Source organism: Halobaculum sp. EA56 (assembly GCF_051195075.1).
Classification (GTDB): domain Archaea; phylum Halobacteriota; class Halobacteria; order Halobacteriales; family Haloferacaceae; genus Halobaculum.
Map to the genome: position 1 here is coordinate 309,992 of NZ_JBNTJX010000005.1, position 13,729 is coordinate 323,720.

The following is a 13,729-nucleotide window of genomic DNA, read 5'->3' on the forward strand; positions in this document are numbered from 1 at the left end:
TCTCCCGTACCACATTAAACCTTCCATCGGGGTCGCTGCCGCGTTCGGGTCCCCGGCCCGGGCGCGGGCCGGTAGGCTTACTCCGACGGGCCGACGGGTCGTGCGTATGGACGGCGACCGACCGGGCCGCGGGGACGACGCCGACGCCGGGTCAGTCGATTCTCCGGCCCTGCGAACGGTCGAGACCGCCCGGGCGCTGGCAACCCAGATCAAACCCCCGTTCATGCTTCCGGCCGTCGCCGCCGCCGGGTTCGGCGCGCTGCTGGCGCCCTCGGTCGCCCCCCTCCCCGCCGGTCTCCACGGCTGCTGCGTCGCGCTCGCGCTGTACGTCGCGCACCTGCGCGACGAACGCGTCGACGCCCACGTCCGCGGCGAGGAGGCCCCGAGCGTGCCCGCCCGCCTCCTGCCGGCGGCGACGGTCGTCGCCGTCCTCGCGTTCGCCCTGTCGGCGGCGGGGCTGTGGGTCGCCGGCGCGGGACCCCTCGGCGTCGGCCTGACGCTCCCGCCGCTGGCGCTCGGACTGCTCCACGCGCCGTACCTGGACACGAACCCGGTCGCCGGGTCCGCGGACTACCCCGTCGCGATCGGGTTCGTGATCGTCGGCGGGTACGCGGTCCAGACCGGCTCCGTGCCCGGGTGGCTGGTCCTCGTCGCGCTCCCGTTCGTGCTCGTGCTCGCGGGGGCGACCGTCGCGCTCGACCGCCTCGACCGCGACTTCGACGCCCGCATCGGCAAGCGGACCGTCCCGGTGGTCCTCGGCGACGCGCGCGCCGCGGGTGCCTCGGCCGCCCTCGTCGCGTGCGGCGGCGTCTCGCTCCTCGCGTTCGCACTCCTCGGGTCGCTCCCGCGGACGACCGCCGTCGCCGGCATCGTTCCGCTGGCCGCGGCAGCGCTGTCCGTCCGGGCCCGGCCGACGCGCGCCGTGACGGTACAGATGGTCGCGGCCTACCCGTTCGCCGTCGCGCTGTTCCTCGCGACGTGCCTCGGCGTCCCCTGCGCCGTCGCGCGCTCGCTCGGGTGGTGACCGTCCCGGCTCGCCCGACGGCGATGGTCGCGTCCGGGGCCGCTATCCTACCGATAGACGAGGCTCACCTCGACGTCGTCGGCGGCGGCGCGGAGCCGGTCGGCGAGTTCGTCCTCGCAGCGCTCGCGGTCCATCCTGTGAGCCGGTCCGGCGACCGCGAGGGCGCCCCGGACCGTCCCCTCGGCGAACAGCGGCACGCCGACCGCGTGGATGCCGCGCAGGTCCTCGCCCATGTTCAACGCGAACCCGCGCTCGCGGATCCCCGCGAGCTCCTCGTCCAGTTCGTCGCGGTCGGTGATCGTCGCGTCCGTCATCGCGGGGAGCCCGTACCGGTCGACGATCCGGTCCACCTCCTCGGTCGGGAGGTGCGCGAGGATCGCCTTCCCTCCCGAGTTGGCGTGCATGTTCGCCCACGACCCGACGAGGGAGTCGACGTTGATCTCCGGGCCGGTCGCACGCCCGTCCAGGACCATCACGCGGCCGTGTTCGTGGGTCATCAGCCACGAACTCTCGCCGCTCTCCTCCGCGAGGTCCTCGAGGGCGGGCTGTGCGGCGCCGTACACGTCGCGCTCGGAGCGCACGTACTGCCCGTAGCTGAAGAACTCGAGGCCGAGGTGATACTCGCCGTCGCGTCGCACCACGAGCCCGTGGTCGCGCAGCGACGAGAGGTGCCCGTGGACCGTGCTCTTCGCGAGCCCCAGCTCCGAGGCGAGGTCGGTCACGCCCGCCCCGTCCAGCTCCCTCAGCTGTTCGACGAGGGCGAATAGCGTCTCGTCCGATTTTATTCCCCTCCCGCTGCCGTTCTCGACGCCCATACGAACGCATCCGCGCTCCCGATACTAATAGTTGTGACCGCGTGCCACGCTCTCTCGACAGACACGTCACCGTCGGATAGCGCCCCACTTCCTCCACGGTTCGCCGAGGACGAACGTCCGCGCCCGTTCGCCACCGTCGGCGCGCCCGTCCGCCCGTCCCCGGGAGATCGCCGTCCGTCGAGCCGAAGTGTTCGATGACACCGAACCGGTGGATCTCCCGCCGTCGTATTACAACAGTAGGGTTGTCACGCCCGACGACGCGACGGGCGTCGCGGAAGCGGCGGCGCACCGGGGCGCTCACGCCGCCCGATTCGTGGTCGTAGGGCGCCGCTCGACGGCGCACGTCGGCCGATCACCGGTGTTCGACGACAACGAACGAACTGGATCCGACGGAGACGGGGGTCAGCCCCCTCGAACCGAACGGATACTCCGGACACGGTGGTGTGGGTCGGGCCCGACCGGGACGCCGCCCGTCCGCGCCCGCTGCTCGGGCCCGACCGGCTCCGTCACCCGGAATCGCTCCGGGGGGGACAGCGGACCCGATTCGGTCGGGGGCCGCCCGGCCGGGCCGGGTCGTCGCCCCCGACGCAACGCTTAATCCCCCGGTGAGACGAGGGGAACTAGACTCATGAGCACGGACCCCTCGACCCTCACCGACCGGATCCTCTCCGACCACCTCGCGGAGGGCGACCTCATCCCCGGGGAGACGGTCGGGATCGACGTCGACCAGGTGTTGCTTCAGGACGTGCTCGGCCCGCTCGTGTGGATGGAGTTCGAGGCGCTGGGGATCGACCGGGTGCGGACCGGCCCGGTCGTCACCTACGCGGACCACCAGGTGTACGGAATCGACGAGGCGGACGCCGACACCCACCGCTACCTCCGCACGGTGGCGCGCCGGCACGGCGGCCACTTCTCGAAGGCGGGCGCGGGCATCTGTCATCAGGTCCACCGCGAGCGGTTCATCGAGCCCGGCGCCACCCTGCTCGGGAGCGACTCCCACTCGACGACGATGGGCGGGTTCGGCGCGCTGGGGATCGGCGCCGGCGGCCTCGACGTGGCGGTCGCGATGGCCGGGGAGCCGTACCCCCTGGAGGTGCCCGAGGTCGTCGCGGTCGAACTGACCGGGGAACTCCCGGCGTGGGCGGGCGCGAAGGACGTGATCCTCGAGCTCCTCCGTCGGGGCTCCGTCGAGGCCGGCGTCGGGCGCGTCTACGAGTTCGTCGGCCCGGGCGTCGGGACGCTGTCGGTGCCCGAGCGGTGCACGATCGCGAACATGACGACCGAACTCGGCGCCACCGGCGGCCTGTTCCCGAGCGACGAGCGCACCCGCGAGCACCTCGCCCGCCTCGGCCGGGAGGGGGCCTACCGGCCGCTGTCGGCCGACGAGGGCGCCGAGTACGCGGAGCGGATCGGGGTGGACCTCTCGGGGATCGAACCGCTCGTCGCCGCTCCCTCGATGCCCGACAACGTCGTGCCCGTCCGCGAGGTCGCCGGCGTCGAGGTGGACCAGGTGCTCGTGGGCTCCTGCACCAACGGCTCCTACCACGACCTCGCCACGGTCGCGTCCGTCGTGGAGGGGGAGACGGTCGCGCCCGAAACCGACGCGATCGTCGTGCCGGCCTCCAAGCGGAGCGTCCGCCTGCTGGCCGAGGCCGGCGGCACGGCCGCGCTGTACGAGGCCGGCTTCAACGTCTCCGAGAGCACCTGCGGCCCGTGCATCGGCCAGGGACACGTCCCCGCGCCCGACAGCGTCAGCCTCCGGGCGTTCAACCGCAACTTCGCGGGGCGCTCCGGGCTGGAGGAGGACCGCGTGTACCTCTGCTCGCCGGCCGTCGCCGCCGCGAGCGCCGTCGCGGGCGAACTCGTCGACCCCCGAGACACGGATCTCTCCCCGCCGGAGGTGTGCCTCCCCGAGGACATGACCGCCGGCGACACCGACGTGCTCGGGCCGGACCCCGACGTCGCGGTCGAGCGCGGGGACACGATCGGGACCATCCCCGAGCAGACGCCGCTCCCGGACTCGTTCGCCGGCCCGGTGCTGATCGTCGTCGGGGACGACGTGACGACCGACCACATCATGCCGGCGAGCGCGGAGGTGATGTCGCTGTGGTCCGACCCGCAGGCGTGCGCGCGGTACACCCTCGCCCGTATCGACCCCGAATTCGCCGCCCGCGCCGAGGCGGCCGACGGCGGCGTCGTCGTCGCCGGCGCGAACTACGGGCAGGGGTCCAGCCGGGAGAACGCCGCGCTCGAACTCGCGGTCCTCGGCGTCGACGCGGTGATCGCCGGGAGCTTCGCGCGCATCCACCGCGCGAACCTCGTCAACTTCGGCGTCGTCCCGCTGACGTTCCGCGACGGGGGCGACCGGGAGGCGCTCTCCGAGGGCGACGCGCTCGCGGTCGACGGCCTCCGCGCCGCCGTCGCCGGCGGCGACGAGTCGGTGACGGTCCGGACCGACGACGGGTCCTTCGAGGCGGATCTCGCGGTGTCGGACGCCGAGCGCGACGTGCTGCTGGCGGGCGGTCGCCTGCGGTACGTCTCGGAGCGACGCGGGTGAGGCGGTCCGACCGCCGCCGCGGGAAGCAGCGTCCGCGGATCGCTCGCCGCCGGGTCAGTAGTTGCCGGTCGTGACGATCGGCGGCGGCGTGTGCGGGCCGTACGGCGCGTCGTCCAGGTACTCGCCGGCGGGCTCGAAGTGGTCGGCCAGCGCGGCGGCCGCCTCCTTGCGGAGGTTGACGATCGGGTTGTCGCCCTGGAGGTACTCCAGCGCGGTGCCGGCCGCGTTCAGGTTGTACTCGGCGGCCGCCTCGCGGCGCGCGGCGTACAGCTCGACCTCGTCGCGCGCGGTCGGCCGGTTCGCGTCGACGGCGGCCGCGATGGCGCTGGCGGCCTCGTCGGCGTCCGCGATGCCCGAGTTCATTCCGCGGGCGCCGAACGGGGCGAGGAGGTGGGCGGCCTCGCCGGCGAGGAGGACGCGGCGGTGCTCGTCGACGAAGGTGTCGGCCATCACCTGCAGGAACTTGTAGCTGGACACCCAGGTGACGTTCTCCTCGTACTGCTCGCCCATCACGGTGCGCACGAACTCGCGCATCTTGTCGTCCCGGATCAGCTCGTCCGGGTCGTCGTCCTCGTGACACTGGATGTCGAGGCGCCACCCGCCCGTGAACGGCACGAGCAGGACGTTCCGGCCGCCGACGCGCGGGTCGTCGTAGTGGAACAGCCGTTCGAGCGGCCACGGATCCTCCTCTACCTCGTCCACGTCGGCGATGATGAAGGAGTTCTCCGACTGGTCGCCCTCGAAGTTCGCGCCGATCTCCTTGCGGACGGTGGAGCCGCCGCCGTCGGCGCCGACGAGGTACTCGGCCTCCCACTCGCGGCCGTCGCTGGTGCCGACTCGGACGCCGTCCTCGTCCGTCTCGACGGTCTCGACGGCGCAGTCCCAGTGGATGTCGACCCCCGCCTCGTCGAGCGCGTCGAGCATGTACTCCTCGGTGGTCTCCTGCGGAATGCTGGAGAAGTGCGGGATGTCGCCGGACCCGCCGGGGTCGTCGTAGGTCCGCTCGAACACCTTCTTCCCCCGCCACATCGTCCGCCGCGTCGGCCACACCAGCCCCTCGTCGACCAGGTCGTCCGCCAGCCCCGGGTGGACCCTGTCGAGCGTCCGGAGCGTCGACCCGTGGACGTAGATCGCGCGGCTGCCCGACCGGTCGCGGTCCTCGGGTTCGGCCTCCAGGATCGTCGCGGGAACGCCGCGGGCGTTCAGCGCGAGCGCCGTCGACATGCCGGTCGGACCCGCGCCGGCGATCAGCACGGGGTCCTCGGTAGCGTCACTCATAGGTTGGCGTGCTGTCGTACTCCCAGGGGGGCAAAAGCTATTGTGGTCCCGGCGGCGGAGCGACGGGGCGGGACCCCGCCGCGACCCGGGCGTCGATCGGCCGTCGGCCGGCTCAGATGCTGTACCGGTAGTTGAGCGACACCTCGTCGGCGGTCTCCGCGACCGCGCGGATCCGGGTCCGGCGGTACTCGTCGTTCCCCAGGCGGCCGGTCGGACACGCGATGGAGACGGTGCCGACGATGTCGCCCTGCACGAGGATCGGCGCCGCGATGATGCTCACGCCCACGTCCTGCTGGTCGCTGTCGACGGCGTAGCCGTCCTCCCGTATCCGGTCGAGCTCCGCGCGCAACTCCTCCGGTTCGGTGATCGTGTGTTCCGTCACGGGGTCGAGGCCGTGTCGCTCGATGATCTCCTCGACCCGCTCGTCGGGAAGGTACGCCAGCATGACCTTCCCCGCCGCCTGCGTGTGGATGGCGAACCGGAGTCCGGGGTACGTCCCCATGTCGACGGTGGAGGTGTCGCCGTCGTTGTGGAGCAGGACCCACTCGCCGTCCTCCTCGATGCCCACCTGACAGAGGTCGCCGGTCTCCTCCGAGAGCTTCCGCAGCGGCGCGCGCGCGGCGTTGAACAGGACGCTCCGGTACTTCAGCCGGCTCCCGAGCCCGAGGAACCGGTACCCGATCCGGTAGGAGCCGTCGTCGTTGATCACGTACCCCGTCGACTCCAGCGTGGACAGGTAGTCGTGGGCGGTGGCCCTACTCACGCCCAGTTCCGCCGCGACCGTCGACGGTCCGGCCGAACGCTCGCGCTCCAGCACGTCGATCACGTCGAACGCCCGAACGACCGTCTTCAACGGCGTCGTGTCCCCCGGCATACCGACAGCGACCGGGCCCGGATACTTAAAACTGTTCGAGATACTCTGACAATTCGACGCTCCGGCGAGCGGGAAGTGTCGGAGTAATTACATTTCGAGTGTCACGTTCGGGGTCGGAGGCGAACCGCGCACTCCCACGGGAGGCTCCCCGGACAGACGCCGGCGGCCCCGAGAGTCGTTCGTGGTCCGTCGCGCGGACGTTCGAATATATCTGACGCCGACGGCCTCCAGAGGAATTACAGGCGTAGTGTTGTAATGGGGCTGACCCGCCGCCGGCGTCACGTGGTCTCCCGCGGACAGGGACGCGGCGATGCGGCGCCGAGGCGCATGTGAACGCGTGACACGAACGGGGCGGAGGGCCCCGACCACTCGTTCGAATATCTCTGACAACCGCCCCGATCGGGAACGCGAGCGGCCCCGTCCGGGCCGGTCCGCTCGACGGCATCCACGACTCCGGCGCGACACTCGTCACACGCCGACTCCGCCGAGCGCTGGATATAACTGGGAGATGGGCGAGGGGACAACCGTCATGGGTCAGTCAACGCTCAGGGAGCAGATCGGGTTCGAGGACGAGGTCGTGTGCGTCACCGGCGGCGCGGGGGGGATCGGGACGGCGATCGGCGAGACCGTCGCGTCGCTCGGCGCGGACGTCGCGCTCGCGGACGTGGACCGCGAGGGGGCCGAGGAGAACGCCCGGGCGCTCGAGGCGGAGTACGGCGTGGAGGCCGTGGCCGTGGAGACCGACGTCTCGTCGTACGCCGACGCCGAGGCGATGGTCGAGACGGTGGCGGACGAGCTCGGGCCGATCACCGTCCTCGTCAACAACGCCGGCATCGCGAGCAACGAACGGTTCGCCGACACGGAGCCGTCGGACTGGGAGACGTGGTTCGGCGTCGCCACGTTCGGGACGCTGAACTGCACCCACGCCGTCCTGCCGACGATGCTGGCGCGCGGGAGCGGCCGGATCGTCAACTTCGCCAGCGGCTCCTACCGGGGGAACGACCCGGGGCTGTCCGTGTACGGTGCGGCGAAGGCGGCGAACGTCTCGTTCACGAAGACGCTCGCGAAGGAGGTCGGCCCGGACGGGATCCGCGTCAACTGCGTCTCCCCCGGGACCGTGCGGACGCCTGCCACCGAGGAATGGGTCGAGCAGTACGAGGACACGATCGCGGAGTCGTACGCGCTCGAACGCATCGGCGAACCCGAGGACGTGGCGAACGTGGTCGCGCTCCTCGCCAGCGACGCGACGGGGTGGGTGACGGGCGAGGTCGTCCACGTCGACGGCGGCTACCTCCGCCGGTGAACGGCGACGGGAGGTCGGTTCGGCCTCCGTCCGGCCACGGGATCGGGCCCCGTCCGGCTACGGGATCGGGCCCCGTCCGGCTACGGGATCGGGCCCGACGCCGATCCGCCGTGTGACTGCCGCACAAGGTGGATTTTTATGCATGGGTACCGTTGCCACGGGTACGATGGCAGCCAAGAGCCCACCGGAGAGTGAGGAGAAACTCAAACGGCAGATCCAGAACGGCCGCATGATCGAGTCCGTCTCCGAAATGACGCCCGGCTACAGGGAGGCGGTCACGATGCCGCTGAAGGTGAACGCGGACATCGAGCTGATGAGCGCGCCCGCCCTGTTCGAGCAGGCGATGAACGCGCCGAGCCTCGACGCGCGCAACGCCGAGCTGTCGACCATTCAGGACGAGGTCGGGCACTCGTACATCTCGCTGCGGCTGCTACGCAACCTCGGCGTCGACGTCGACGAGTACCTCTACGAGCGCGAGCCCGAGGAGTGGCGCTCGGCGTACGCCTTCGAGATGTACCTCGACGACTTCGCCGAGCAGACGGTGTTCCACGCGTTCCTCGACCGCGGGGGGCTCGTCCTGCTGTCGGACATCTACGAGAACACCTCCTACGCCCCGTGGAAGCGGGCGCTGCTGAAGGTGGAGAAGGAGGAGCAGTTCCACATCCGCCACGGCGAGACGTGGTTCCGCCGCCTCGCCAACAAGGACGGCCACACGAAGGAGAAGGTCCAGGACGCCGTCGACTGGCTGTTCCCGATGGGGCTCGAGCTGTTCGGCTTCCCGGACGACCTCAAGACCCACTCCGAACAGCTCGACTACGGCATCAAGGGGATGACGAACGACGAGCTCCGCCAGGAGTGGATGAGCCACGTCGTCCCGCTGTGTGAGGAGCACGACATCGACGTCCCGGCCCACTACGACGCCGAGGCCGACGAGTACGTCCTCGAGTTCGACTTCCCGGTAGCCTTCAGTGACGACGAGAAGCGCTGGCATTTCGACGACCCCGTGTCGTGGGACGACGTCCTCGACCGCTGGCGCAGCGGCGGCCCCGCCCGGGACGACTTCGTCGAGATGATACAGACCGGCGAGATCTACGACGGCGTGATCGGGCACGGCGCGTGAGCGACGCAACGAGTTCGACGACCACACCACGACAATGAGCACACAAAACGTACGAGTGACGGGGTCGGGCGCGGATCCCGACGGGGACGTATCGGAGCTGGAACGCCGCCTGGTCGATCGGATCGACGCCGAGGTGATGGACCCGCACATCCCGGTCAGCCTGGTCGAGATGGGGATGATCTACGACGTCCGGTACGACGACGGCGACGTGACGGTCGACATGACCTACCCCTGCATGGGGTGTCCGGCCTATCAGATGCTTCAGGACGACGTCAGGGACAGCCTACTCGCCTTCGAGGAGGTCGACGACGTGTCGATCGAGGTCGTCTGGGACCCGGTCTGGTCGAAGGAACGGCTCGACGAGGACGTCCAGCGGAAGCTCCGGGAGTCGGGGACGGCGATATGAACTACGAGGTGTTCACCCGGATCAGCCCGGGAGACGACCTGAAGCACATCGGCAGCGTGGAGGCGCCCTCGGACAAGCTGGCGAAGAACTACGCCGACACGACCTACGACGAGGAGGACTGGTCGGTCATGGTGCTCGTCAGGCGCGAGGACCTCATCGAGGTCACCGGCGACCTGGACGAGACCGTCGAGATGGGTGAGCTGGTATGAGCGAGGACTGGCCCCCAGAGGCGGTCGACTACGTCCAGGCGATCGCCGACACGAAGCTGCTGCTGTCGCACTGGTACGCCGAGCAGGCGTTCATCGGCCCCACCATCCAGGACAACATCGCCCTGTTCAGCCTCACGCAGGACGAGTACGGGCAGGTCCGCCAGTTCTTCCTCCAGCTCGAGGGGCAGGGTCGCGACGGCGACTGGCTCCGGAGCGACCGCGAGGGCGAGGAGTTCCACAACGCCGCCACCACCGACGAGGCGGCACCGGACTGGACCCGCTTCGAGGTCCGGATGGGGCTGACGGACCGCGCGGCCCACCTCATGTTCGACGCCATCGTCCACGAGGACTTCGCGGGGCTCACGGACAAGATGAGCGAGGAGGAGTACTCCCACTTCGACTTCCACGACGGCTGGCTCGAACACCTCGCGGACTCGAAGCCCGAGGAGTTCGAGGCGGCCCTGGAGGAGTCGCTCGCGGACGTGCTGGCGTTCATCGGCCCGGCCGAGTACGACGACGAGTCCGACCCGCTCCTCGAGGCGGGGTTCACGGACCGCTCGGTCGCCGAACTCCGCGGGGCGTTCCTCGACCACCTCGCCGGGATCACGGAGGGGACGGACGTGACGGTCCCCGATCCCCACCCGGTGCCCGTGAACGAGTGGGACGAGCGCCGCCGTCGACTCGTCGGCGGCGGGATCGGCCCGGACGTGATCGACTCGATCCGGGGCACCCGGAACGAGGAGTTCGCCGTCGAATGACCCGGGAGAACGGGGACGACGGGTCCGCCGACCCCGACTCCGACGAGGAGGGGCTCTCGTGTCCCTTCTGCGATTCGACGGACGTGGTCAAGGACTCGGACTTCGGGCCCGAGATCTCGAAGAGCCAGTACTACTGCCGGGGCTGTGAGACCCCCTTCGAGCGGATCAAGTTCGGGGAGTCGAGACGCCCGGAAACCGGCCGCTGAGCGCGCCACCCGGGCTCCGAGGCTTTAATACGCGGGCGGGTTGTGACGACTGTATGGATATCACCGTCCGCGAGGCGACGCTGGAGGAGGGGGACGCGCTCCTCGACCTGTGGTACGAGTTCACCGCCCACCTCTCGGCGTTCAACGACCGGTACGAGGCCAAGGAGGGCGCCGACGAGCACTGGCTCTCGTACTTCGAGAACCAGCTCGTCGACTCGAAGTACAGCGCGGTGCTGCTCGCCGAGAACGGCGACGGGGAGTACGTCGGCGTCCTGGAGGTCCGGATCGTCGGCGAACACCCGATCTTCCAGCTCGAGCGCCACGGTCGCATCCACGGCATGTTCGTACGAGAGAGCGCGCGCGCCGAGGGTGTGGGCCGGGCGCTGCTGGACGCGGCCGAGGACTGGCTGCGCGAGGACCCCCGCGACGTCGACTTCTACCGCATCGACGCCATCGAGGGCGACGACGAGGCGGCCGCGGCGCTGGAGGAACTGGGGCTGACCCCGGTGAAACACACCTACGAGGGGAGGGTCGAGTGATGGTGGAGACGTACGAGGTGGAGTTCGTCGACGAGGGGGTCACCATCGAGGTCCCCGAGGACAAGTCCATCCTCGACGTCGCCGAGGAGATGGGGCTCCAGCTTCCCTATCGCTGCCGACGGGGGATCTGCGGCGTCTGCTGTGCCGAGCGCCAGGAGTGCGGCGAGGTCGACCAGTCCGAGGGCATGTTCCTCTCGCAGTCGGAACAGGAGGAGGGGTACGTGCTGACGTGCGTCGCGAAGCCGCGGTCGGACCTGCGGATCGAGACGAACTCCGGCCCCTGACACCGGGGGCGGCCGGACCCGCCCCGACGCGGGTCGACGCTCCGTCGGTGCCGTGGTGACGGGTCGGTTCGATAGCATCGAACGGAAGGTCCGGGGTCAGTCGCCGCCGTGACACCCCCGCCCGGTCACGCGATCTGAGGGCCCGCTCGGTGGAGCCGGATCGCCACGTCCGTCGGGCCCCGTTCGACGTCGAGCGATCGTATTTACACTGATATCGCTGTAATCGAAATTAATGTTCACGTACGTTACCGAGTTCCGAGTACCGGTGTTCGACTCGGAGTCGTCCGACCCGAATCCGGGACGGGGACCACGCCGGCGGGACACGGGCGGCGACCGTCGACCCTCCGGGTAGGGACGTTACTTCCCGACGTACTCGGGCTCGCGGTCCTCGGCGAACGCGGCCATCCCCTCCGCGAAGTCCTCCGTCTGCGAGAGCGACACCCAGATGTGTCCGCCGTACTCCAGGGCCTCCTCGTAGCCGACCTGGCGGGTCATGTTCGTCGCGTCCTTGATGCCGCGCAGGGCCAGCGGGGGCTGGCCGGCGAGCGTCTCCGCGAACTCCTCGACGGCCTCGTCGAGGTCCTCGGCGGGGTGGACCTCGTTGAGCGCCCCGTACTCCAGCGCCTCCTCGGCGCCGATCTGCTTGCCGGTCATGCACAGCTCCTTCGCGTTGCTCACGCCGATGATCGTCGAGAGGCGCTGTGCGGCGCCGCCGCCGGGGAGCAGCCCGAAGTTCACCTCCGGCTGGCCGAAGGTGCTCCGCTCGCTGGCGTAGCGGAAGTCGCAGGCGATGGCGAACTCGAACCCGCCGCCGAGACAGAGCCCGTCGACCTTCGCGATCACGGGCGCGTCGTACGACTCGATGGCGTCGGTCGCCTCGCAGAAGAGGTCCGGGATGAGCTTCCGGTCGTCGTGGGTTTCGAGCCCCTCCATCTCGTTGAGGTCGAGCCCGCTACTGAACGCCTTCTCGCCCGCGCCCTCCATGACCACCACGCTGACCGCGACGCCGTCGGCCTCGCGGTCGAGTTCCTCGAACCGCTCGAACACCTCGATCACCTCGCGCTGCATCCGCTCGTCGATGGCGTTCATCGCCTCCGGTCGGTCGAGGGTGACGCGGCCGATGCCGCTCTCGTCGTCGAAACTCCACGTTACGGTGTCGAACTCGTTCTCGGACATCGGATCCGGGTTCTCCGTGTACCCACATAAGATTCGTGGGTGCGGCGACCGCTACCCGGCGGCCGATCCCGTCGCCGGTCGGGGTTCGGACCCGCAGCCGGCGGTCGCCGCTCACTCGCCGTCCACGACGTCGACGGCCTCGGGTGGGAACGCGACGCGCCGGCCGTCGCCGTCGAAACAGCCGTAGGTGAAGTCGGCGCGGATGCAGACGTCGTCGGTCGACGGGCGGCGCAGCTCGTAGGCCACGTCGACCGCCCGCTCGGTCGCGTCGAGCACCCGTCCCTCGATCGCGATCTCGTCCTCGAAGCGGATCGAGTTCTCCAGGGCGACGTCCCAGCCGACGGGGGCGAACGGGTACGTTCCGTCCGTCAGCGACCCAAGCGATCGACCGCGGCCCTCCAGGAACGTCTCCAGACATATCGACAGTTCCCGCGCGTAGTCCTCGAAGTAGCCCAGCCCGGCCGCCTCGATGTGCGGGGTCCTGAACACCACGTCGCGCGCGAGGCGGGCGCCGTCGCCGTCCGGGGCGCGCGGTTCGATCCGGACCGGATCCCGGTCGGCCGACCCGAGCGACGACAGCTCCGCCCGGAGGTCCTCGGAGACGGGCTCGGCGGTTCCCTCCGGAGTGATCGTCACCTGCACCATCGTGGCGCGGCCGAACTCCGCCCCGTCCGCCGCCCGCTCGAACCGGTAGGCGAACTGGACGTGGCGCTCCCCGATCGAGACCGGCTCCGCGTCGACGACGACCGTGTCCTCGTATCGGGGGTACCGCGACATCTCCGCGTGGATCGCGACCGGCGCGTACGGGACGCCGCCGGCCTCGACGATCTCCTCGACGGTGTACCCCAACTCGTAGGACAGCTCCTCCGTCGCCTCGATCAGGAGGTCGAAGAACGTCGCGTTGTGCAGCAACGGCCCGTAGGAGAGTTCACCGAACCGGACCTTGTGTCGGAGCAGTTCGACCATGAGCCCCCAAACTCCCGTCCCTATGAAAAGCCGTCGGGAACCGGTATTCCCCGACAGGGTCGCTCGGCCCGCCGACTGACGGGTCCGGAACGGGGGGATCGCCGGCGTTCCCCGCGTGTGGCCCGGCGCGAGCTGCCGACCGTGGCCGTCCGACGCCGAGGATATCGGCTCGTTGTCGGGTTCGCGGCGATGCAGGCAGGATTTATGGTCGGTG

15 protein-coding genes are annotated in these 13,729 nt (G+C 70.3%); 10 read left to right on the forward strand and 5 right to left on the reverse strand.

Annotation, left to right across the window (positions count from 1 at the left end; translation table 11 throughout):
* The first annotated feature begins 106 nt into the window (after nt 1–106).
* Entirely contained in the window at nt 107–1,024 is a 918-nt protein-coding gene (locus ACQUQ1_RS11230) for a UbiA family prenyltransferase (protein WP_435064388.1), read from the forward strand.
* A gap of 47 nt (nt 1,025–1,071) precedes the next feature.
* Here ACQUQ1_RS11230 and ACQUQ1_RS11235 read toward each other — a convergent pair whose 3' ends face one another.
* Complete coding sequence (locus tag ACQUQ1_RS11235; RefSeq protein ID WP_435064389.1) at nt 1,072–1,839, reverse strand: IclR family transcriptional regulator; 768 nt, start codon at nt 1,837–1,839, stop codon at nt 1,072–1,074.
* 628 nt (nt 1,840–2,467) lie between these two features.
* Between ACQUQ1_RS11235 and ACQUQ1_RS11240 the strand changes: the two genes are divergently transcribed.
* A complete protein-coding gene (locus ACQUQ1_RS11240) occupies nt 2,468–4,396 on the forward strand; it encodes an aconitate hydratase (RefSeq protein WP_435064390.1) in 1,929 nt (642 codons plus the stop codon).
* A gap of 54 nt (nt 4,397–4,450) precedes the next feature.
* Here ACQUQ1_RS11240 and ACQUQ1_RS11245 read toward each other — a convergent pair whose 3' ends face one another.
* Nucleotides 4,451–5,674, reverse strand: coding sequence for an FAD-dependent monooxygenase (locus ACQUQ1_RS11245; protein ID WP_435064391.1), 1,224 nt, complete (start codon nt 5,672–5,674; stop codon nt 4,451–4,453).
* A gap of 112 nt (nt 5,675–5,786) precedes the next feature.
* Complete coding sequence (locus ACQUQ1_RS11250; protein WP_435064392.1) at nt 5,787–6,548, reverse strand: IclR family transcriptional regulator; 762 nt, start codon at nt 6,546–6,548, stop codon at nt 5,787–5,789.
* Nucleotides 6,549–7,077: 529 nt separating this feature from the next.
* On the opposite strand from ACQUQ1_RS11250, the gene ACQUQ1_RS11255 reads away from it, so the two are divergent.
* The 8 genes from ACQUQ1_RS11255 (at nt 7,078) to ACQUQ1_RS11290 (ending at nt 11,373) form a co-directional block, all read left to right on the forward strand.
* Nucleotides 7,078–7,851: an SDR family NAD(P)-dependent oxidoreductase gene (locus tag ACQUQ1_RS11255; protein WP_435064393.1), complete on the forward strand. Its 774-nt coding sequence runs from the start codon at nt 7,078–7,080 to the stop codon at nt 7,849–7,851.
* 166 nt (nt 7,852–8,017) lie between these two features.
* Nucleotides 8,018–8,971, forward strand: a complete 954-nt coding sequence (locus ACQUQ1_RS11260; protein WP_435064394.1) for a 1,2-phenylacetyl-CoA epoxidase subunit PaaC — start codon at nt 8,018–8,020, stop codon at nt 8,969–8,971.
* Between the two features lie 34 nt (nt 8,972–9,005).
* Nucleotides 9,006–9,377 carry a metal-sulfur cluster assembly factor gene (locus ACQUQ1_RS11265; RefSeq protein WP_435064395.1) on the forward strand — a complete coding sequence of 124 codons (372 nt, stop codon included), beginning with the start codon at nt 9,006–9,008 and terminating at the stop codon, nt 9,375–9,377.
* Nucleotides 9,374–9,586 (forward strand): phenylacetic acid degradation PaaB family protein, encoded by a 213-nt coding sequence (locus ACQUQ1_RS11270; protein WP_435064396.1) that lies wholly within the window; start codon nt 9,374–9,376, stop codon nt 9,584–9,586. Before ACQUQ1_RS11265 ends, ACQUQ1_RS11270 begins: the two co-directional genes overlap by 4 nt.
* Nucleotides 9,583–10,344, forward strand: coding sequence for a Phenylacetic acid catabolic protein (locus ACQUQ1_RS11275; protein WP_435064397.1), 762 nt, complete (start codon nt 9,583–9,585; stop codon nt 10,342–10,344). The genes ACQUQ1_RS11270 and ACQUQ1_RS11275 overlap by 4 nt, the downstream gene beginning before the upstream one ends.
* Nucleotides 10,341–10,550, forward strand: a complete 210-nt coding sequence (locus tag ACQUQ1_RS11280) for a PaaD-like zinc ribbon domain-containing protein (protein ID WP_435064398.1) — start codon at nt 10,341–10,343, stop codon at nt 10,548–10,550. The genes ACQUQ1_RS11275 and ACQUQ1_RS11280 overlap by 4 nt, the downstream gene beginning before the upstream one ends.
* 53 nt (nt 10,551–10,603) lie before the next feature.
* A complete protein-coding gene (locus ACQUQ1_RS11285) occupies nt 10,604–11,089 on the forward strand; it encodes a GNAT family N-acetyltransferase (protein WP_435064399.1) in 486 nt (161 codons plus the stop codon).
* Entirely contained in the window at nt 11,089–11,373 is a 285-nt protein-coding gene (locus tag ACQUQ1_RS11290; RefSeq protein WP_435064400.1) for a 2Fe-2S iron-sulfur cluster-binding protein, read from the forward strand. Before ACQUQ1_RS11285 ends, ACQUQ1_RS11290 begins: the two co-directional genes overlap by 1 nt.
* A gap of 357 nt (nt 11,374–11,730) precedes the next feature.
* On the opposite strand, the gene ACQUQ1_RS11295 is transcribed toward ACQUQ1_RS11290, so the two are convergent.
* Nucleotides 11,731–12,549 (reverse strand): enoyl-CoA hydratase/isomerase family protein, encoded by an 819-nt coding sequence (locus tag ACQUQ1_RS11295; protein ID WP_435064401.1) that lies wholly within the window; start codon nt 12,547–12,549, stop codon nt 11,731–11,733.
* A gap of 111 nt (nt 12,550–12,660) precedes the next feature.
* Nucleotides 12,661–13,515 carry an acyl-CoA thioesterase gene (locus tag ACQUQ1_RS11300; protein ID WP_435064402.1) on the reverse strand — a complete coding sequence of 285 codons (855 nt, stop codon included), beginning with the start codon at nt 13,513–13,515 and terminating at the stop codon, nt 12,661–12,663.
* Between the last annotated feature and the right edge of the window lie 214 nt (nt 13,516–13,729).